Here is a 19431-nt window from a genome sequence, read left to right as displayed (position 1 = left end):
CAATCGATCACTCTAAGAGAGGATGCCCGACGATGATTGCGAAGAAAAGTCTCGTGGCGCTGGCCGCCGCGGGGATCGGGGGAGTTATGTCTCCAGCCCATGCCCAGGTCGATCCGAAGGCCGTCGCGAAGGCGATCGCCGTCAGCGACCCTGCCCAGGCCACCGTCACACCGGATCACGATCAGCCGCTGGCCGATAAGGGCATCACCCTGTCGCTGAACTATACCGGCGAAGCGGCGGCGAACCCCACCGGCGGCGTGCGCCAGAAGGCGGCTTATGCGGGGCAGATCTATGCTGGCGTGGATCTCGATCTGGCCAGGATCGCGGGTATTTCGGGCGGCGCGGTGCATGTCGCCGTCACCAACCGTCATGGCGAGAATCTGTCGAACATCGCGATCGGCAACAATACGTCGGTGCAGGAAATCTGGGGCACCCAGAACACCCATCTCGCCATCCTGACCTACGAGCAGAAGCTGCTGGATGGCGCGCTGGCGATCGAGGTGGGCAAGAGCCAGGCCAACATCCATTTCCTGAACTCGCCGCTCTACTGTCATTTTCAGTCGAACTCGGCGTGCGGCAATCCCACCTTCGTGTTCAAGAACAGCAATTTCACCTATTTTCCGGCATCCAGCTGGATGGCGAAGGCCATGCTGACCGTGGACAGCAACTGGTTCGCGCATGCCGGCATCTACGAGGTCAATCCCAATCGCAAGCGGCCCAACGATGACGGTTTTAGCCTGAGCTTCAGGGGCGGCACCGGCTTCATCGTGCCGTTCGAGCTTGGCTATAAATCGGATTACACCAATGCGCGCCTGCCGCGCCACCTCATCCTGGGCGGCTGGATCGACCGCGGCGACTATGCCGATCCGCTGCTGGATACCCAAGGCGGTAGCGCCGCGCTGACCGGGCGCCCCGCCCGGACGCTCAAGGGACGTAGCGGTGCTTATGTGCGGTTCGACCAGACGCTGACCCGGCCCGATCCGAATTCGCAGCGCGGGCTGACGGTGTTCGGCGTCGCCATGACCAACCTGTCCGGCCGCATTGAGGAAAGCCGCTTCCTGGAACTGGGACTGGTGCAGAACGGCACCTTCGCCGGACGCGACGCCGATACCGTGGGCTTCGTCATCAACGATCAGCGCTTCAGCGATCTCGCCATCCAGCGGATGAACGCGCTGCGCGTGGCGGCCGGCGGCCAGCCGACCGTGCGCCGCAACCAGATCATGATGGAACTCACCTATGGCGCGCAACTAGGCCGGGCGATCCGTATATCGCCCAATCTGCAATATATTCTGCATCCCGACCAGACCGGCGCCCCGACGCGCGTAACCGATATTCCCGATGCGTTCGTCGTTGGCTTCAAATTCACGATCGATGCGATGAAGCTCTTCAATCGTTAGGGCGAACGGGAGATGCGTTTAAGACCGGCTCTTCGCACATCCCTCTGACAGGCGATATCGCGGCGCATCCTTCCGTCTTATCGCAGCGCATCGCTGGCATTTGGGCCGTTGAGTTTTCAAACTGGATTGAAGCATCGCAGGGCTAGGGCCGATCGACATTCAGGCTGTTCACCCGAAATATGCCGTCACGCCGAAAACAGGTCCGGGGTGACGATGGTTGGAGAGGCGAAAATGCAGCATACCTGAAGGTCGATCGGCCCTAGCTGAAAAAGGCGGCACGCATCGGCAGCATTGCGGCACCGATGGCGGCGGCGTCGCTGCCTATCTTCGAGGGGACGATGCGCGGCACCGGGCGGCGATGCGCGCGGCGTTCAGGATTGGTGAAGCGCATTCGCTCGGCGATGCGCAGGGCCAGCGCCGGCGGCAGCCGTCCGCCAAGTACGATCAGGTCGGGATCGAGCGTCGCCGAGATGGCGGACGCCACTAGGTCGAGTGCTGGCCCACATAATTCGAGCCAGTCGTCGATAACGGAGGCGGCGGGATCGAAATCGCGGAGCATCGCGTGGAGATCGGCAAAGTGCTGGCCGCGCTCCGCTAGATAGTGTCGGAGGTTCTCGAGATTGGGAGATGGCCAACTCGCCGGCAGGATCGAGGCGAACTCGCCGGCATTGCCGTGAACGCCGCGCAACGGTACGCCGCCCGCCACCACCCCGCCGCCGAACCCCGCCGCGAAATAGAGATAGGCGAAATCGCTTACCGATCGACCGGCGCCCAGCATCGCTTCGCCCACCGCGGCCACATTGCCGTCATTGTCGACCCATAAAGGTCCGCCCAGCCGTTCGGCCAGCAGCGTGTCGAGCGGTATCAATGCCCAGGGATCGAGTTGCTCCGGAGGGTTGAGGCGCGCGCCATCGCCGATGAAATAGCCGGTGACGCCGACCCCGATGCCGACCCGGCGGGCCTGGTCGAACCCGGCCCGATCGGTCGCTTCCGCAATCATCCCAGCGATTTGCTCGGCGGCTGGCGCGATGGCGATCTGCTCCAACGCAGCAGAGGCCGATGCGCGAACCGCGCCCGAAAGGTCCATGAGCACCAGCGTCACCGCGTCCGTCATGACCGACAGGCCGACCGAAAAGGCGGCATCCGGTACCAGACGCAACTTGATACTCGGTTTTCCGCGTCCTGCGACCTCCGGAATGCCCTCCACGATCAGGCCGCGGTCGATCAGCGGCTCGATCAGCCGGCCGATCGAATGCGGCGCAAGCGCTGTCGCGCGCGCCAGATCGGCGCGCGAGGCCGCCCCCTGTTTCGACAAGATGGTCAGGATCACTCGCTCGTTCGCGGTCGCGGTGCGGTGGCCGTCGGCGCGGAGGAAGTTGCGCGCAAAGGCGCCGGCAAAACGGGCGGTCATCCGCGCCTTCCGCCTGCTGACGAACGTCCTGTCAAGCGGGGCATGACCAGCAATATCGCGGCTGCCGCACATGCCAAAATCACGCTGGCGATCAGCATATACAATCCATCTGCCGCGAACGTCGTGCCTCGTCCCAGCGTGGCCGTCATCGCCAGGCCCGCCGCACCCAGCGCCAGCTTGCTGGCCATGGTGTAGAGGCCGTAGCTGCGTGCGCCTCTTGCCAGCAGCGGCAGCAGCGCCCAGCCGATCAGATTGGTCATGCCGAGCATCAGGCCGAGCCCCAGCGGTAGCATCCAGCCGCCCAGCCGCAGCAGTGGCACTACGAACATCGCCGCGCCGAGATACCATGCCGCGAGCAGCAGCAACCCGCGCCGTGCGTCGATGAAGCGAAGCGGCAGGAGCGCCGCGGCGGTCCGCCCTGCGGTGAGCAGGATCAGGGTCATGCCGACACCGGCGTGCGAAACGGTGGCGGGCAGGTGCAGGACACCCTTGGCGAAAGCACCAAGCGCCACGATGCCCAGCAGGCTCGCCGTGAGAAAGCGCCAGGGCAGTCCCGGCCCGGCCGCCATCGCGGACGATCGCTGTGCCGCCGGACTCCGCACCAGCAACGGCAACAGCGCCATGCCCCCTAGCAAGGCGGCAGTGGAGAGCCCCCAAAGCAGCCACGCTATCCCTGCAGCGCCATCGATCAGGTGCAACCCAAGGCCGACCGCTGCCGCCGCGGCGCCGGTGCCGAGCGTGCGCCCGCGCGAGAGGCGCGTGGTCGCACGGGCATCTTTGGCCAGTTGAGACAGCAGCGCATTGTGCGGCACGTCATAGGCGGCATAGCCGATACGGAAGACGAAAGTCGCGGCAAGCAACGCGCTCCATCCCAGCGGTGCGGCCAGCACGGTCAGGGGAAAGGCAAGCGCCGCGATGGCAAGGCCGGCACCAGCCAGGCGCGGCGTTCCTTCCGGATGCCGGTCAAGCCACGCGCCGACCGCCAGATCGGCGAGCGCGTTCATTGCCAGCCCGATCAGGAATATCCACCCGGCGAACCCCGGATCCAGCCCGTGCAGTTTGACCAGCGCGTAGATCGTGACCAAGTCGCTGGCTGTCCACAACAGACTCTTGGCCGTATGCGCCACATAATAGGCCGTATGGATGCCGCGTGGACTCACCGCACCCAGCGGACCTTGTAGAGGTGCAGCCCCGGCGTCTCCGTCCGCATCGCAGCGCCGCCGGTACGGCCAGCCACGGTGAAGCCATGCGCCCACCAGCTTTCCTCGGCCTGCACCCAAGCCATGCGCCGCTGCGTCAACGAAACCGCCTTGGCGCGCGGCAAGGCCGCCAGGGGCGCAAACGCTGCGAATGTGCCCGACTCGGGATCGAACCGCCAGACGCTTTCGGCGGTCGTCACGATATAGTCGCCGGTCGCGGCATCGTGTGACAGGTCATGGCCGTCACGCTCCCCCGGCAAGTCGTAGCGATGAGTTTCGACCAGCGAAGGTGCGGCACTGTTCCAGTCCTTTAACGCAAACGTCTGAAGATGGTCGCGTGACAGTGCGAACAGCGTGGCGCGGGTGGCATCCCAGACGACCCCGTGTCCCGATGGCAGATCGAGATGGAATAGCGGCCATTCGCTCCGGGCGATATCATACACTTCCAATCGATCGCCGGCGGCGTGAATCGACAGCGCTACCGCGATGCGACCGTTGGGCAGCAGATCCGCCGAATGCGCCATCGGCGCGGTCGCCCGGAACCGCACCTTGCCCGTCCGTCGGTCGATCAGCACCACTCCGCCGGTGGATGACGTTGCCAATATCGCCCGGTCGCCATCCACCGGCTTGCACTCGTCGATCCTTGTCAGCAACGTTTCACGGTAAGATGCCGGGAGATCGGTCGCCTGAGCGGCGGTCCATCGCCATACTTCCTTCGCCTTGTCGCCGCTATCGACCGCATATTCGCGCACCTGATCGTCGCCGCAGGCGTAGAGCAGCGCCGCGCCGGGTGCCGCATTCGCTGGCCCCATCATGAATATCGCCGAAAAAATTACTAACCGGTACAGCGACATGGTCTTGTTCTCCGTCCTGGCTCCACGATGAATTCCTCTAACGCGCGATTGTGTCACAAATATCTCACTTAAGGTGAATAAATATGTTTGGGACTGATGCATTCACGGGGACGACACATGACGATTCCAAATTCTTCGCAACGCCTGCTGCTATCGTTGCTGGGATCTACGCTTCTTGCCGGGCCAGCGTTCGCTCAGGTCGATCCATCACCTGCTGATGCCGCGCCCCAAGACGAGATCGTCGTAACCGGCGCGCGGCTCCAGTCGGTTCGCGAGATCGCCGCGAAACGCGAGATCGCCGTGATTTCCGACAGCATCAGCGGGGACGAGATCGGGACGCTTCCCGATTTCGGCCTGGGCGAGGCGCTGCAACGGGTTCCCGGCGTCTCAGCAATCCAGAACAATGCGCGGGGCGAGGCGCAATTCCTGTCGATCCGTGGCCTCAACGCAGATTACAATCTGGTGCAAATCGATGGCGTCTCGCTACCAGCCAACGAGATCAATCGTCGCAACGTCTCGCTCGACGTGATCCCTTCGTCGCTCGCCTCGCGGGTCGAGGTGTACAAGACGCGCACCGCGGCCATGGACGGCAATGCGATCGGCGGCACCGCGAACTTGCGCACGCGAAGTGCCTTCGACGGCAATGGCGAGTTGTTCGTCGGCGGGCGCGCCGATATCGGTACCTATGATTACAAGCAGGCGCGCCGGAAGGCCGGGCCGTCGGGCCAGGCCGAGCTGGTCGTGTCGGACACCTTCGGTTCCAACGACCAGTTCGGCTTCGTCGTGTCGGGCAGCTATTTTCGCCGCGATTCTGCCTCGCTCAATTCCGCGACGGACAATTATCTTTATCTCGATCCCAGCACCGGCGCGAGATTGAACCAGCTGACGCAGGACGTGTCGAAGGCCAATGTCGTGCCCGATCGCCGCCGCTGGCTGCATTACGACAATGTCCGCGAACGTTACGGCGTGTTCGGCAAGCTGGAGTTCGACGACCACGAACGGTTCAAGGCTGCGCTCACCGCCGCGGATTTTCGCCATTCCAACGACGAGGAGCGGCAAAGCAACATCGTTATCCTCAGCGGTACGCCGACCAATGTCACCCCGACCAGCGGATCTGTCGCGGTCGCCAACGGTCAGGTCGATCTCGCAGAATTCAACCAGAAACGCCGGATTCGCTATGTGGACGGTCATGCCGAACTGCGCGCGACCGATCGGCTGGTATTCGACGGCGGCGTCAACCTGGCGGTCGCCACCTATCGTCAGGACGCTCGGCTCGCGACCTACCGGATCGCCAACACGAGCAACCTCGCCTACAATTATACGATCGATCCCGGCAGCTTTGCGATGTTCAACCTCGCCAACCCCGCTTTTGCTGCGGATCCGGCCAATTACCGCCAGTTCGAGTTCGGCACCAATTCGGACGACAATCGCGAAGAGGCGCTGACCGGATATGGCAATGCCGCCTGGAACGGCGCGCCGGACGATCGCGGCTTCGGCCTGGCTGTCGGCTACCGCGTCCGCTTCGTCGATCGCCGCTACGATTTCGCGGAAAGCAATTATCAGCCGCGGGCGACGAGCAATTTCCTGTTATCGAGCGTCGCCAGCCCCACCACGATCACCGTCTACAATGGCGGCAGCACGCCGATCCTGCTGGTCGATCCGAGCGCCGCGCAGACATTCTTCGACGCCAACGCATCGGGATACACGCTCAACGCCACCAACGCGGTCCGCAATCAGGCGTCGGACTTCCAGCTAACCGAAGACACTTATGCGGGCTATGTGCAGGCGCGCATCGCCACCGACGCGCTGCGCGCCGATGCCGGTGTCCGCTATGTAGCGACGGATCTGACCACGCGTTCCAACCGGGGCAATGTGCGGGCTGGTGTGACGACGTTCACGCCGATCCAGTCGACGCAATCCTATGGCTATTGGCTGCCCTCGGCGTCGCTCGACTGGGACGCCAGCCGGCAATTGCGGGTGCGGGCGGCGTATAACCGGTCGCTCGGACGGCCGAACTATAGCGACCTCGCCGAACGCGAAACGGTCAGCGATACGCTCGGCATCCGTTCGATCACGCGTGGTAACCCCGACCTGAAACCGCGCCTGTCGGACAATTTCGATCTGTCGGTCGAATATTACGCCAATCGCGATACGTTGTTGTCCGCCGCGCTGTTCCGCAAGGTGATCCGCAACGAGATCATCACCACCGCCAACCAGACGACCGAAACGATCAACGGCGTCTCGACGATCGTTACGACCACCCAGCCGATCAACGCCGGGACCGCCCGGGTGAACGGCATCGAACTGAACGCGGTCGTCGCGCGGATGACGTTTCTGCCCGGCCCGCTCGCCGGTCTTGGCGCGTCCGCCAACGTCACCCTGCTCGATACGGCGCCGCTGTCGGTCGCGATGAACGGCAATCCGGCCAATTTGCGTCAGCTTTCGGCGCTGGTCGAATCCGCCGATGTCGTCGCGAACGCCAAGCTATTCTACACGGTTGGCTCGGTCACCGCGCAGCTGGCCTATAACCATACCTCGCCACTGCTGTTCTCGGTCTCGACCACGGACGCGCTGCAGGACCGGCGTCTAGCCGCCAGCGACGTGATCGATGCTCAGCTCCGCTGGACGTTCAGCCGCCACCTTACCGTCGTGGTCCAGGGCAAGAACCTGACCAACGAACGGCCGCAGCGGGTATTCGGCCCGAATTTCGGCCTGCTCCGCGAGGAACTGAACAATGGTGCCAGCTACTTCATCGGCGCGTTGGTCAAGCTGTGATCCGTCAGGCGTGGGATCGTAGTGTGTAGCGCATAGAGGCAGTCATCGGCGGAGGCGGCGCGTGTTTACGAAAGGCGACGATGACCCCGCTGCCGCCCACGCTGTCAGAGCAAGTGCACCGCTCATTAGAGGGTTGGCGGTTGGCTTCTACGATCCGCAAGGCCTTCGTGACCAACGACCAGCCTACCGCGCCGTTCATACAAACGTCACCACGAGGTCAGGTTTGACTTCGTAACCTATGCACAGGGTAACGAGTGGACGAGCGATGAGCGAAAACCAGGGCGATCTTGTCGGCAGTGCCCTTGTCCTTCTCAGCACGACCCTTTTGCTCGTGGCGGTCCACCGCGCCAGTTCCAGGCATTCGCCGCAGCTCAAGTGGCTGGTCATCCTCAGCGTGGCTCTCTCGATCGCGGGGGTCGCCATCGTCATCTTTACGTGACAGCAGCCGTTTGCGATATCCGGCGGGATCGGTGCGCCATCTACCCGTAACGGCGGATCAGGGCACGGCGCAGGATACGATCCTCCAGCGAGAAATAGAGCGCTATTAGATCACCCTCCATCACTGTCGAAGCAGCGAAGGCGATGTCGGTCGAATCGCGGTGCGTCGGTGGCGGCGGGACCAGCATCGGCTCCAGCCCGCGCCCGGTGACGCGGCTGAAATCCCTGTCGAAGCTGATCCAGCCGATCCGCCAGCGCGCGTCGTGCGTCGCGCCATTGTAGAACATCACCGGATCCTGCCCGTCGATCATCGTCATAGGCCCCGTCGACAGATGCCAGTTATCCCAGCTGTCCTCGCGGATGCCGAACGGATCGGGCAGCACGGTCCACGGGCCTTCGGGGGTCGGGCCGCCGGCCATGCCGATCCGCGATGCCTCATGTGCGGCGTATTCGTAGAACAGCCGCCATTCGCCGGTAGAGGTCTGGGCGAGGGTCGCTTCCTTGATATTGCCCTCGTCGGGCGGCGCCTTCAGCACCAGCTTCGACTTGACCAGGGAATCGAGGTTCGGCCCCTCGGCCATGATCATCGCGCCCTGCGTACGTGCCGCATCGACGCCGGTATAATAGACCAGGAAGCGATCGTCGGGCAGCACGACGACGGTGGGGTCCTCGCATCCGCCCGCATCGTCGGGGTCTGGACCGGGGACGATCGCAAGCTTGTCCTGCATCTCGAAGGTCAGCCCGTCCGAACTGTGCCCGCCGGCGATGATGCCGGTCGGATCGGTCGGCCCGAGCGGCCACGGCACCCCGCGCACCATGATGCGGTATCCACCGCCTTCGCGCCACACGAACGGGCTCATCAGGTCGAAGCCCTTGCCGAGCGGTCCACCGACCAAGGCGACGTCGTCCAGCTGTTCGACAGCGTACGTGACCATGTTCAGGCCCCCTGCGCTACGGTCAGCGACAAGGCGCCGTCGATCGTGACGGTCGTGCCGGTGATATAATCCGCCGCCGGGGAAAGCAGGAATGCGACCAGATCGGCGACCTCGTCCGGCCGCCCGGCCCGCCGCCACGGAATCGCCGCTTCCTTCGCCGCCAGCTCCTGCGGGTGATCGAGTGCGGACTGGTTCATCGGGGTCAGGATCATGCCCGGTGCCACGCCGTTCACTGCGATGCGTTTTGGTGCCAATTCGAGCGCGAGCGTCGCGGTCAATTGCGCGAGGCCGCCCTTGGCCGAATCGTAATCGACACCACCCGGGCGCGGCGCGCGTTCGTGGATCGAGGAGATGTTGACGATCCGTCCGGTCATGCCCTTGGCCTCGATCGCACGGACGAACCGGCGGCATGTCAGGAATGGGCCGTAGAGATCGGACCGGATCACCCGGTCGAACTGGGTGAGTTCCATATCCACCAGGTTGATGCCGCTCATGTTGAGGCCAGCCGAATTCACGAGCAACGTCGAGATGCCGAACGCCTGCTCGACCGTGTCGAACAATTTGCCCACGGCCGTTTCGTCGGCCACATCGGTCTGAACCGCGATTGCCCGGTCCTTGCCGCCAATGGCCGCGCAGATCTTCTCGGCTGCGGCCACATCGCGATAATAGGTGATTGCGACCCGCGCACCGGCCGCCCGCAATTTTGTGGCGCACGCCGCGCCGATACCTGATTCTCCACCGGTTACGATTGCCACCGCGCTATCGAACATATCTTGTTTCCAGTTTCATCGCCGGGGGATCGGCGACGCGCTACCAGATTGATGATGACGCCGAACGAACAGCGACGTGTCGTTGTCTTCATGTTTGGAAGATTGCCCCACTCCCGGTCGAGCAGGGTAACGAAGCATCCTGTCGGCGGCTTTGTCGCCGCGCCTTCGGCGAAGGAACGACGCCTGATCATCGCGGGCACAGCGTAGTCGAGAAAATCGCTACACTTTTGCACGGGCTTGTGAGGCGATTGCCTGCGCGCTTCGGTCCTCGTAGTCGTGACACGATCGTCGATAAGGGGCACGCCGATCCTTTGCCTTCCCCGCTTTGAAAGTCAGCCCATGGCCGTAGCTCCCGACGAACGCTCGGCCGTGCTGGCGCGAAGCCGCGCGCTCAAGATGGCGCGGTCGGTCCACGCTTATGTGCGCGGCAACACGGCGCAGTTCTACGAATGGCTCGACGCGTCCCCCGTTGCCGCCAGCATTCCCAAGGGTCCGGCCGTGTGGATTTGCGGCGATTGTCATCTCGGCAATCTGGGGCCGGTGGCCGATGCCGATCACTGCGTCGATATCCAGATCCGCGATCTCGACCAGACCGTGATCGCCAATCCCGCCTACGACCTCATCCGCCTTGGCCTGTCGCTCGAAACCGCAGCGCGCAGTTCCGATCTGCCGGGCGTGACGACCGCCCAGATGATCGAGGCGATGATCGATGGATATATCCGGGCGCTTACCCCGACCATCGACGACGATCCGCGCGAACCCGATGTCGTACGGTCGGTGAGGCGTGAGGCGATCGGCCGGCGGTGGCGGCATCTGGCGAAGGATCGTCTCGAGGATGTCGCGCCGAACATCCCGCATAACAAGCGCTTCTGGAAGCTCGCACGCGCCGAAAAGGATGCGATCGTCGCGCTGTTCGCCGATGAATCGGTTCGCGCACGGAGCCTGGAGCTGGCCGGCGCGGCAGACGACGGCAGCCTTCGGGTGATCGACGCGGCGTATTGGCGGAAGGGGTGCAGCTCGCTCGGGCGCCTGAGGTTCGCGGTGCTTATCGGCATCTCGAACGGAAAGGCGAAGGATGAACGTCTGGCGCTGGTCGACATCAAGGAGGCAATCCCCTCGGTCGTACCGATCGCCACCAGGACGGCGATGCCGCAAGATTCGGCCGAGCGCGTGCTTGCCGGTGCCAAGGCCCTGTCGCCCAACCTCGGCGACCGGATGATCGCCGCGCGGCTGCTGGGCAAGCCCGTCGTGCTACGCGAACTGGCACCGCAGGACCTCAAGATCGAGGTCGATCAGTTCAGTCGCAAGGAAGCGATCGCCGCCGCGTCCTATCTGTCGTTCGTGGTCGGCGAGGCGCACGCTCGCCAGTTGAGCGACAAGGCCAGACTGGCATGGCGCGACAAGCTGATGGCGCGCGACGGCGAACTCGATGCGTCATCATGGCTGTGGCAAGCGATCGTCGCCATGGCCGGGGCTCATGAAGTCGGTTATCTCGAACATTGCCGCCGCTTCGCTGTGAATGGCGAAAACTTCTAAGCTATAATCTGGGGCGGTATTGGTCTGTGCTGCGAGCATTTTGACCCGATCGCAGACGCCCACGACCGATCGGCGGTCCACGCAAGCCGCCGGCCTTTGGACCAGCGGCTCTCCTTGCCCGCGCCTCGCATCAGGCGAAGTGAACGCGAGCACTCACGTTGGTATTACGGCAAACGAATGGCATGTGGCGCTTTGAGCGGAACTGGGGCGTTTGAGGCTTAGCTGCACAATCAACAGCGTACGACGATGGGAGAGACGATATGAACCGCTGCGGTCAATCCGGGTCATCCGTGCGTGGATGGCAACGATCGTGCTGACGACACGGCGGATCACCGGTCTCATCATCATGGTGATTATAGCAGCCATGGCCGCCGCCGCCGCCCTGACCTCGCCGCCAGGTCTGCTTAGCTTTCTCGACGGTATGGTCGGAGGTGGCCGGGGTACGCACCGGACCGGCACGGGCGTGCCGTTCGGCACCCACGGCCAGGCGCTGGACGTCTGGCAACCGTCCGGTGGACCGCGGAAGAACCTGCCCGTGGTGATCTTCTGGTACGGCGGCGGCTGGGCTCATGGATCGCGCGAGGCCTATGCCTTTGCCGGTCGAGCCTTGGCGAGCCGAGGCTTTGTCGCTGTCATACCCGACTATCGCAAAGTACCGCAGGTGCGCTTTCCCGCATTTCTGCAGGACGGCGCCGAAGCGGTCAGGTGGGCGCGCGATCATGTCGCCGAGTATGGTGGAGACCCCAACCGCATCGCCCTCGCCGGCCATTCGGCGGGGGCCTACACCGTCGCGATGCTGACACTCGATCCGCGCTGGCTGCGCGCCGAGAACGTCGACCCGCATATCATCAAGGCGGCGGTCGGGCTGTGCGGGCCTTACGACTTCTACCCCTTCACGGTACAGCGCGCTGCCGAGGCCATGCGCGGTGCAGCGGATCCGGTGATGACCCAGCCCATCCATTTCGCCCGCGGCGACGCAGCGCCGATGTTGCTGATCTCGGCCGGCGACGACGTGCAGGTTCGCGCCCACAATGCGATCAACCTCACCGCCCGGATCAAGGCGATGGGTGGCAGCGTTCTGCACGAAGACTATCCGGGGCTCAGCCACGAAAACATCGTCATGGCATTGTCCAAGCCGTTCCGGGGCAAGGGGCCGGTTCTGGACCACACCGCGGCATTCCTGAACCGGGAGATGCCGCCAGGCACCAAATAGCTGAGCGGCCGTAGCGAAAAGGATTCCGACAGAATTGTTCGCGCCAAATTATAGTTAACAAAATACGCAGCCATTTTCATCGGCCACCGTATCTCGCCTGCGTGACCACGAAGGTTGCGGATAGAAATCGCGAGAACTGACGAGGCGAATATTTCTCCTCGCTCTCCGATCACAAAGGGCGACCGCGAAATGAACCGTAAAACGATCCTTCTAGCATGCGGAGTTATTGCTGCCACGCTGACCGCAATTCCGGCTGTGGCCGCACCAATTCTGTTTCAACTGAGCGGTGGTAAAAGTGCGACCTTCATGATCGATTCAGCGGCCGTGCCTGACTTTTTCAGTGTGGGCGCCTTTGGCAATCAGATTTCGTTCAATAATGTTTCGGGGATTTTCGGAGTGCCGCAGGAAACGCTGCCATTGGCTTCGGAACGAATATCTTCGCCCAGCTGAATATCGGCGGCACTGCACTCGGTTTCACCCAATATGGCGGGCCGGACCTGTTCACTATCGTCAACGATAAGCCAGTCTTCAACTTCGGGACGTTCAACCTGTCCAGCATCACTTCCGGTCCGGCCCAGATCACGATCGCAGCCGGCACGGTACCCGAACCGACGACGTGGGGCATGATGATCCTCGGTTTTGGCATGATCGGGGCAGCAGTTCGTAGCCGCAAGGTGAGGACGGCGGTTACCTTCGCATAAAGATGGCTACGCAACATTAATCAAAGGCCGCCTCTCGAAAGGGAAGCGGCCTTTTTGTCTTCTCAGTCTCGATCGAATTTTCGATGCGACTGCGTTTGATTCGCAGGTGGAACAACATTTGACCGCTAACGCTATGGCTCGATGTTCAGTGAAACGCCGGCCAATGCCAACGATGATCCTCTTTCGCTTGCGCGGATCAGGCTGACGTATCTCTGGCGACATGGGCGGCTGCCCAATCTATCAAACCCCAAGCTGTTTACCGAGCTCGTCCAAGCTCGCAAATTGCGCGATCGCGACCATCGCATGCCCGGCATGGCCGACAAGGTTGCCGTCAAGAATCTGGTTGCCGATCGGCTCGGCAGCCAATGGGTAATACCCCTGCTTTGGTCCGGCTCTTCTTTGCCAGATCATCCGCAGTGGGAAGGACCGATCGTCGTAAAATCCCGGCATGGCTGCAACCAGAATGCCTTTGTTTCAGATCCATCGGCCGATTGGCAGAATGTTCGGTCGCGATCCGCGAACTGGATGAGGCAAACCTATGGTCGTTGGCTCGACGAGTGGCTGTACACCGAGATACCTCGCGGCCTCCTCGTCGAGCCTCATATCGGCGTCGGGAGTAAGTTGCCGATCGACTATAAATTTTATGTTTTTGATGGAAGGGTCAGCCACGTCCAGGTTCATCTCGATCGTGCTGAAAAGCATCGCTGGACGGCTTTTGACACCAATTGGAAGCCTATTTCCAACGCCGGCCAAGAAATCGCCAGACCCTCGGCGCTCAAGGACATGATCGCCGGAGCGGAGGATCTTGCACGTGGCTTCTCCTTTGCCCGCGTGGACTTCTACCAGCCGTCCCGACAACCCTTATTTGGCGAGATCTGCTTCTATCCCGGGTCCGGGCTCGATCCTTTCGACCCCGCGTCGCTGGACGCGGAACTTGGAGACCTGTGGCTGAATGCTGGTGGCACCAGGCTGGCAGCGAAAGCCGCCAATCCGGCTCTGAACCCGACAGTGGCCTGACCGCCTTTTCCGCTCTCAATTGCCTTCTATACAATAGTGGATCGGCTTGAACGTACCGCCGTTGCTATCCGGTGCCGAGCAGGCGGTCAGGCCGATGATCAGATCCATTTGGGCCCGAAACGCGATGCGATCCCCAGCACGACTTAGCGGAGGCAACACGGTCAGTTTGCCGGTTGTGCCATCAATCGGCACATTCATGAAGCAATTGAACGCAACCGGAATCTGATCCGGCAAAATGCCATATTTCGCCAGCGCTGCCGCCAGATTGCCGAAGCAGCCACGATGTGGCTGGAGCGACGGATAGAAATGGTGAAACGTATCGTACGAACACGGCGTCAGCAGGAAATCGTGCCGCCCCACCGTGTCTTGTTCGATCACCAGCATGGGGCGACTGCGGTTCGAGTATAAAGTGTGCCCTTTCGTCAGATAGAGCGTCTCGGCATAATCGAGAGTGCGGCCGGACGAGATCACATGGCCGGTATCGGTCTGATCGAACGCCAGCATATCCGCGACCTGCTCACCCCGAGGGTCGATCACGAAGAGCAACTCGCCCTTCTTGATGGCGAAAGCCGTGCCGCTGCGTTCCGGGATTTCGATCGTCTCACTCACCCTGGGGCGCCGCTATAGTGAAAAGGGCATTTCCAGTTATCATCGACATGTCTCCCGGAATATTGTGGGGCCGCGCTGGCTGCGCCATGTCGCTCGAGCATAGGGTTTCTCGTGCCCGCCAGGGCCTCGTCGCGAGACATGATTTTCTCTCGCATCGTCTCGTATTTGTTCTGAGCCCGCAGGGTCTCGAACTGGTCATGCAGGTTGAAAATCATTGTAGGATGAGGAAATCTGCGTGCGGGCCGGCTGGCGTTCGGATGTAATCCGACGATGAAAAAAGCCTCGCCGCCAAAGCTAAGCGAAAAATGCGGGCTTTCCGGATCGTTGCTCACCGCATCGTCATACGTCTGGCCACGCCAAACGTCCTTGTCGGAAATCGACTGCACACGCTTCCAGAGTTCCGTCTCGAATGCTGCCTCGGAGAGATTTTCGGGGCCTTCGAATACGACGGCGAAGCTCCGGAAAAGCGATGGCTCCTCTTTATACGCCGAGGCGAAGCGCAACAGACCATCATGGATTCGTAAATCGTCCCATCCGCTATCGATGCGGTTGCATGCCAAGACCTGAAGCGTCCCCTTGGCGAGCGCGGCCTTTGCGCCCACGCATGGAAATGACGGATCAGCGACGTGCGTATGCATCAGCGCTTCGAGTTCTGTCTGGGCGTTGTGTCGCCACCGGTACAAAGGTGTTTCAGGAACGGGCATGGGGATGAAGACTCTCGGCGACATCCGAGCGTTCCAGAAAAGGTAGCTGATCCTAATCAATCCGAGGACCGAGCCGTCGCGTTTTCAAATACCAGCGGTAGCCGCGAGTGGTGACATCCGGCGTACCCATCAAATCGATGACAAGCGGTCAGATGCCTGAGCCAGCGAAAAAGCTGGTCTGAGAATAACGCCGCGTGACACGATGGTGTTCCGCAAACTTGCACCCTCCCGCTCAGCACCCTCTAATACGATCTGTTTCGTGTTGAGACACATGAAGATTTAGGTGGCGCATCTTGCAGCCCGGCCCATGCTAAGCATCCAGTTCAGGGCGGATACAGCCGGGTAACCCGACACTAGACAGTGAATTAGGATCGATATGCCGGATGGTTTTACAAATGGTGCGGCGGCAGCGGACATGGCGCGGATCTTCGCACCGCTTGCCGGTCGTACGCTGGCGAGTGCAACTCTCCATGGGCGTAGCGCGATTGTTGAAAATGCCAATCCAAAGCGGCGATTGATGATGTTTGCGGCACCCGCGTTGGTCATCATTGCCGCGGCCGGTTTGTCCATTGCCTATGTGATCAGCGAAAGTCCGACGGAGCGCACAACTGCCGCACCATCTCGATCGCAGCCAACGCCACAGCAACACTCCGCCCTGCCAAAACGGATATCGACGGAAGTCCCGAACTCGTCCAATCAAATACAGGCGCTGGTGGTGCCGGAAGATGCGTCTTTACCGGATGGGCAAGCCGTCGAGACACCGACACCTCCCGTGACTTTGCGCGCGTCGGTGACAACGCCGTCGGAGCGTGCGACGACCACACCTCGTCCTAATGCGACTGCTAAATCACGGGCCGACGCGAATCCCGCTTTGGCAAGATCGGGCGGTGCCGTGCAAAGGGTTCTGGACCGGCGTGAAGACTTTGCGAATCTGCCCCGTTGCACGCCGGGTAGCACGGAGGACCGCTGCATCTATCAGGACGTCCTGAATGCCGACGCGAGGTTGCGGACGGCCTTCGACAACGCCCAGCGAACCGGGGTCTCGAACGCGCAACTGGCGACGATCAGGGCACGCTGGAACGCGGCACGGCGGGATGCGGACGACGACCCAGATGGTACGATCTGGCAATATAACCAGTTGGCTCGGACTCTGGATCGCATGGCCCGGAGCGAAGGCGAATGACGGATGCCACGGGCTCCGCCCAAGCCGTCACTGTGTCCCGCAGCCCGCCGATGCAGTCCGCACGAGCGACATCGACGGACGGCAGGATCATCTATGCGATCGGCGATGTCCATGGCTGCTACGATCAATTCGTGGCGTTGATGGAGGCGATCGTCGCCGACATCGCGGCAAATCCGGACGACGTGCCGGCATTGCTGATCTTGTGCGGGGATTATGTCGATCGTGGTCCGCGATCGTCCGACGTGCTCGCCGCCCTCGTCTGGCTGTCGCGTCCTGCCCCGGTCGAGATCGTCATGCTTCGCGGCAATCATGAAGAGATGCTGCTCGGCTTTCTGGAACGTCCCGAAGAGCAGCTGACGTGGCTGCAGCGCGAAGGCCAACTGACTCTCGGCTCATACGGCGTACCGATCGCTGCCGATCCCATGGCGATCGAGGAGGCGGATTGCCGGAGGTTGCGCGACGAGCTGAGCGATCGCATGCCGGTCTCCCACCTCGATCTTTTACGCGGATTGCCGGTCAAAAAGACATGCGGCGACTATATCTTTGTCCATGCCGGGTTCCGGCCTGGCGTCGCGATATCGAAGCAATCGGACGATGATTGCCTGTGGATCCGCGAGGAATTCCTGACCCGCGACCACCGGTTCGACAAGGTCGTCGTTCATGGCCATAGCTGGAGTTCAGGCGACCCGGTGATAACCCCCCACCGTATCGGTATCGATACGGGCGTATACGAAACCGGCGTGCTCACCGCCGTCCGCCTCGAAGGGGCGACTATCGAATTTCTGCAGGCGCGCGTTGCCGAAGCGGCTATCGTGCCTCCAGCAACCCCGTCATCGATCGGGCCCAGCCCAGGAGGGCTTTAATGGTACGACTGCGTATGTTCGCCTCGATCTTGTCGATCCTGTCTCTGATCGTCGGCGCTTTGACATTGCTCTATCAGGTCGGTTGGGCAGTGCTGGCCGCAATCGTAGTGGCGGCGGCCTGCCTCGCGATCGTCTGCCCGTTCGATGCGCCCAACCCGCGAGAACGTACCCGGGTGGTGATCGCGTGCTTCGCCTATTTGGCGGCGTTGATGGCTGCCCTGGTTTTTGCCTATGCCGCGCCCGCGCCGAACACGGTGATGATCGCTCTGGTCGCGCTGGGCGTCTTCGGAGTCAGCCTGACCTGTTGGGCGCTGGCAACGCGCAAACGCCGCCGGGTGGCGCGGTCCCGGAGTTATTACGACAATTGATCCTGCGGCACCTGGGATAGACTGCGCAGACGGATCGCTTTGAAGCGAACGCACGACGCGTCGGCAGGCAATGTGGCGCCTGCTGCGCCGACAGTGCCCGAGCGACGCATTTTGAAGGCGGCGCATGCAGCCGTGGCCGCTCGAATGCGCTGACGTGCAGCGCGGATGCATCTACTTGACTGATTTATAACACAATTGTCGCCAGTCCGGTTTTAAGTGACGACGTGCTGGAGGCTTGGGGGTTTAATCTCGCTCCCGTCGCCGCCTACGAAACCATCGAACAACAGTTTGGGGGCTGACAGGGGGATCGTGCGTATGGGATCGCACCGCTTTGACGCATCGTCGTTTTTAGTTCGGCAGCTCTCGCAGGGGCATCCGGTCAGCTTACCAACAACCGTCTCACCGTGTTCATCAAGCGGCGTCGCCGCTTGAAGGATTGGATCGTCGCGACGGGCATCGATCCTCATGTATCAATCCATTCAACCCAGTGAGAATTTAAGATGGTCAGCGCAGACGGCTCGGCGGAAAAGCGCGCGTATCGAGAGTTCGCGAAGAATTGGGCCGGCACGATCTCCGCCGCCCTGATGCTCGCATCATGTGGGGGATCGAGCACTGCGCCGGCAGACGACGCCTCCGTCGTCAGCTCGGGATCGTCCAAGACGCCGGAACCTCAGCCCACGCCAACGCCAACGCCCAGCCCGTCAAATTCTCAGATCGGCGTGAGCGCCGTGCCGCAAATCTACTACGGCACCGAGCGCATCTGGGCCAATCTCGCCTACCGGTCCAGCGAATGGATGAATGTGGTCGGCGGCTATAACAGCGTCGGCAATCCCAATACGGCCGGGCGAATCTATCTGGCGGCCCCGAACGCCGTCTATAGCGGACAGTCCACCACGATCACCTGCACGTGGGAAGGCGCTGGCACCGCTTATCTCGGCGGCATGTCGCAGACCACCTACGGCGATCATACCGCTACGGTCGTGTGGGTACCGCATGGCGTGCCGGGTAAGCACGGGGTGTTGTGGTTCGACCTTTCACAGAGCGACGGCAGCTTCCGCAATTTGGATTGCCGCGAGGCCGGGGTCGTCACCAACGGTCGCCTCGACCAGCGCTACGTCGATGACATGAAGATCTACGGCGTCATCCGTTTCCTCGACTGGTCGAACGCCAACAACAATCTTCCGATCACCTGGGCGACGCGGGCGCTCCCCGGCACCGCGTACGTGACTGCAGACCAACCGCTGGAGGACCAGATCGAGATCGCCAACGCCGCCGGGGCCGACGCGTGGTTCACGGTGCCATGGAATGCCGACGACGATTACGTCCGGCGCATGGCGACGCTGATCCGCGACACGCTCAAGGGCAAGGCGTATTTCGAGACCGGCAACGAGGTGTGGAACTGGGGGTTCAAGGTCACGACGCAGGCGTTGAACGAAGGGCTGGCCGAGAATTTGAGCC

18 protein-coding genes and 1 pseudogene are annotated in these 19431 nt (G+C 62.1%); 12 read left to right on the top strand and 7 right to left on the bottom strand.

Annotation, left to right across the window (positions count from 1 at the left end; genetic code table 11):
* Positions 1 to 32 precede the first annotated feature (32 nt).
* Complete coding sequence (locus U1738_RS18665) at positions 33 to 1397, top strand: carbohydrate porin (protein WP_332790543.1); 1365 nt, start codon at positions 33 to 35, stop codon at positions 1395 to 1397.
* 259 nt (positions 1398 to 1656) lie between these two features.
* Here the strand turns inward: U1738_RS18665 and U1738_RS18660 are convergent, their stop codons facing one another.
* Genes U1738_RS18660 through U1738_RS18650 form a run of 3 tightly spaced genes read right to left on the bottom strand, consistent with a single transcriptional unit; the run spans position 1657 to position 4822 of the window.
* Positions 1657 to 2808 carry an ROK family protein gene (locus tag U1738_RS18660; RefSeq protein WP_332790542.1) on the bottom strand — a complete coding sequence of 384 codons (1152 nt, stop codon included), beginning with the start codon at positions 2806 to 2808 and terminating at the stop codon, positions 1657 to 1659.
* On the bottom strand, positions 2805 to 4064 hold the full coding sequence (locus tag U1738_RS18655; RefSeq protein WP_332790541.1) for an MFS transporter: 1260 nt from the start codon (positions 4062 to 4064) through the stop codon (positions 2805 to 2807). Before U1738_RS18655 ends, U1738_RS18660 begins: the two co-directional genes overlap by 4 nt.
* On the bottom strand, positions 3965 to 4822 hold the full coding sequence (locus U1738_RS18650) for a DUF6528 family protein (protein ID WP_332790540.1): 858 nt from the start codon (positions 4820 to 4822) through the stop codon (positions 3965 to 3967). Before U1738_RS18650 ends, U1738_RS18655 begins: the two co-directional genes overlap by 100 nt.
* A 156-nt stretch (positions 4823 to 4978) precedes the next feature.
* On the opposite strand from U1738_RS18650, the gene U1738_RS18645 reads away from it, so the two are divergent.
* Both U1738_RS18645 and U1738_RS18640 read left to right on the top strand, forming a co-directional pair.
* Entirely contained in the window at positions 4979 to 7636 is a 2658-nt protein-coding gene (locus U1738_RS18645; RefSeq protein WP_332790539.1) for a TonB-dependent receptor, read from the top strand.
* 265 nt (positions 7637 to 7901) lie between these two features.
* The gene (locus U1738_RS18640) at positions 7902 to 8075 is read left to right on the top strand and encodes a hypothetical protein (protein WP_332790538.1); all 174 of its coding nucleotides are present in this window, start codon (positions 7902 to 7904) and stop codon (positions 8073 to 8075) included.
* A gap of 40 nt (positions 8076 to 8115) precedes the next feature.
* Here U1738_RS18640 and U1738_RS18635 read toward each other — a convergent pair whose 3' ends face one another.
* Both U1738_RS18635 and U1738_RS18630 read right to left on the bottom strand, forming a co-directional pair.
* Positions 8116 to 9009 (bottom strand): glycoside hydrolase family protein, encoded by an 894-nt coding sequence (locus tag U1738_RS18635; protein WP_332790537.1) that lies wholly within the window; start codon positions 9007 to 9009, stop codon positions 8116 to 8118.
* Positions 9010 to 9011: 2 nt separating this feature from the next.
* Complete coding sequence (locus U1738_RS18630) at positions 9012 to 9779, bottom strand: SDR family NAD(P)-dependent oxidoreductase (RefSeq protein WP_332790536.1); 768 nt, start codon at positions 9777 to 9779, stop codon at positions 9012 to 9014.
* Between the two features lie 339 nt (positions 9780 to 10118).
* On the opposite strand from U1738_RS18630, the gene U1738_RS18625 reads away from it, so the two are divergent.
* The 5 genes from U1738_RS18625 (at position 10119) to U1738_RS18605 (ending at position 14246) form a co-directional block, all read left to right on the top strand.
* The gene (locus tag U1738_RS18625) at positions 10119 to 11315 is read left to right on the top strand and encodes a DUF2252 family protein (RefSeq protein WP_332790535.1); all 1197 of its coding nucleotides are present in this window, start codon (positions 10119 to 10121) and stop codon (positions 11313 to 11315) included.
* Between the two features lie 298 nt (positions 11316 to 11613).
* The gene (locus U1738_RS18620; RefSeq protein ID WP_332790534.1) at positions 11614 to 12528 is read left to right on the top strand and encodes an alpha/beta hydrolase; all 915 of its coding nucleotides are present in this window, start codon (positions 11614 to 11616) and stop codon (positions 12526 to 12528) included.
* Positions 12529 to 12717: 189 nt separating this feature from the next.
* On the top strand, positions 12718 to 12978 hold the full coding sequence (locus U1738_RS18615; RefSeq protein ID WP_332790533.1) for a hypothetical protein: 261 nt from the start codon (positions 12718 to 12720) through the stop codon (positions 12976 to 12978).
* A complete protein-coding gene (locus U1738_RS18610) occupies positions 12945 to 13229 on the top strand; it encodes a PEPxxWA-CTERM sorting domain-containing protein (RefSeq protein ID WP_332790588.1) in 285 nt (94 codons plus the stop codon). Before U1738_RS18615 ends, U1738_RS18610 begins: the two co-directional genes overlap by 34 nt.
* A gap of 141 nt (positions 13230 to 13370) precedes the next feature.
* Positions 13371 to 14246 (top strand): ATP-grasp fold amidoligase family protein, encoded by an 876-nt coding sequence (locus U1738_RS18605; protein ID WP_332790532.1) that lies wholly within the window; start codon positions 13371 to 13373, stop codon positions 14244 to 14246.
* A gap of 15 nt (positions 14247 to 14261) precedes the next feature.
* Here the strand turns inward: U1738_RS18605 and U1738_RS18600 are convergent, their stop codons facing one another.
* Together U1738_RS18600 and gntA are read right to left on the bottom strand one after the other, a co-directional pair.
* A complete protein-coding gene (locus U1738_RS18600; RefSeq protein WP_332790531.1) occupies positions 14262 to 14855 on the bottom strand; it encodes a DUF1989 domain-containing protein in 594 nt (197 codons plus the stop codon).
* Positions 14852 to 15559 (bottom strand): guanitoxin biosynthesis heme-dependent pre-guanitoxin N-hydroxylase GntA, encoded by a 708-nt coding sequence (gene gntA, locus U1738_RS18595; protein WP_332790530.1) that lies wholly within the window; start codon positions 15557 to 15559, stop codon positions 14852 to 14854. The genes U1738_RS18600 and gntA overlap by 4 nt, the downstream gene beginning before the upstream one ends.
* A 376-nt stretch (positions 15560 to 15935) precedes the next feature.
* Between gntA and U1738_RS18590 the strand changes: the two genes are divergently transcribed.
* From U1738_RS18590 to U1738_RS18575, 4 genes and pseudogenes are all read left to right on the top strand, one after another.
* Complete coding sequence (locus U1738_RS18590) at positions 15936 to 16742, top strand: hypothetical protein (protein ID WP_332790529.1); 807 nt, start codon at positions 15936 to 15938, stop codon at positions 16740 to 16742.
* Complete coding sequence (locus U1738_RS18585; RefSeq protein WP_332790528.1) at positions 16739 to 17605, top strand: metallophosphoesterase family protein; 867 nt, start codon at positions 16739 to 16741, stop codon at positions 17603 to 17605. The genes U1738_RS18590 and U1738_RS18585 overlap by 4 nt, the downstream gene beginning before the upstream one ends.
* Complete coding sequence (locus U1738_RS18580; protein ID WP_332790527.1) at positions 17605 to 17973, top strand: hypothetical protein; 369 nt, start codon at positions 17605 to 17607, stop codon at positions 17971 to 17973. Before U1738_RS18585 ends, U1738_RS18580 begins: the two co-directional genes overlap by 1 nt.
* A 500-nt stretch (positions 17974 to 18473) precedes the next feature.
* Positions 18474 to 19431, top strand: a pseudogene (locus tag U1738_RS18575) (hypothetical protein); the annotation flags it as partial.

It is taken from the genome of Parasphingomonas caseinilytica, assembly GCF_036663755.1.
GTDB lineage: Bacteria > Pseudomonadota > Alphaproteobacteria > Sphingomonadales > Sphingomonadaceae > Sphingomonas.
The sequence above is the reverse complement of the archived record's forward strand: the minus strand, read 5'-3'. Positions and strand labels throughout refer to the sequence as shown.

What these genes read in the sequence shown, in the direction of transcription:
- U1738_RS18665 (WP_332790543.1), top strand. Translation starts at nt 33, where the DNA reads ATGATTGCGAAGAAAAGTCTCGTGGCGCTGGCCGCCGCGGGGATCGGG.
- U1738_RS18660 (WP_332790542.1), bottom strand. Translation starts at nt 2,808, where the DNA reads ATGACCGCCCGTTTTGCCGGCGCCTTTGCGCGCAACTTCCTCCGCGCC.
- U1738_RS18650 (WP_332790540.1), bottom strand. Translation starts at nt 4,822, where the DNA reads ATGATGGGGCCAGCGAATGCGGCACCCGGCGCGGCGCTGCTCTACGCC.
- U1738_RS18645 (WP_332790539.1), top strand. Translation starts at nt 4,979, where the DNA reads ATGACGATTCCAAATTCTTCGCAACGCCTGCTGCTATCGTTGCTGGGA.
- U1738_RS18640 (WP_332790538.1), top strand. Translation starts at nt 7,902, where the DNA reads ATGAGCGAAAACCAGGGCGATCTTGTCGGCAGTGCCCTTGTCCTTCTC.
- U1738_RS18635 (WP_332790537.1), bottom strand. Translation starts at nt 9,009, where the DNA reads ATGGTCACGTACGCTGTCGAACAGCTGGACGACGTCGCCTTGGTCGGT.
- U1738_RS18630 (WP_332790536.1), bottom strand. Translation starts at nt 9,779, where the DNA reads ATGTTCGATAGCGCGGTGGCAATCGTAACCGGTGGAGAATCAGGTATC.
- U1738_RS18625 (WP_332790535.1), top strand. Translation starts at nt 10,119, where the DNA reads ATGGCCGTAGCTCCCGACGAACGCTCGGCCGTGCTGGCGCGAAGCCGC.
- U1738_RS18620 (WP_332790534.1), top strand. Translation starts at nt 11,614, where the DNA reads ATGGCAACGATCGTGCTGACGACACGGCGGATCACCGGTCTCATCATC.
- U1738_RS18615 (WP_332790533.1), top strand. Translation starts at nt 12,718, where the DNA reads ATGAACCGTAAAACGATCCTTCTAGCATGCGGAGTTATTGCTGCCACG.
- U1738_RS18605 (WP_332790532.1), top strand. Translation starts at nt 13,371, where the DNA reads ATGTTCAGTGAAACGCCGGCCAATGCCAACGATGATCCTCTTTCGCTT.
- gntA (WP_332790530.1), bottom strand. Translation starts at nt 15,559, where the DNA reads ATGCCCGTTCCTGAAACACCTTTGTACCGGTGGCGACACAACGCCCAG.
- U1738_RS18590 (WP_332790529.1), top strand. Translation starts at nt 15,936, where the DNA reads ATGCCGGATGGTTTTACAAATGGTGCGGCGGCAGCGGACATGGCGCGG.
- U1738_RS18585 (WP_332790528.1), top strand. Translation starts at nt 16,739, where the DNA reads ATGACGGATGCCACGGGCTCCGCCCAAGCCGTCACTGTGTCCCGCAGC.
- U1738_RS18580 (WP_332790527.1), top strand. Translation starts at nt 17,605, where the DNA reads ATGGTACGACTGCGTATGTTCGCCTCGATCTTGTCGATCCTGTCTCTG.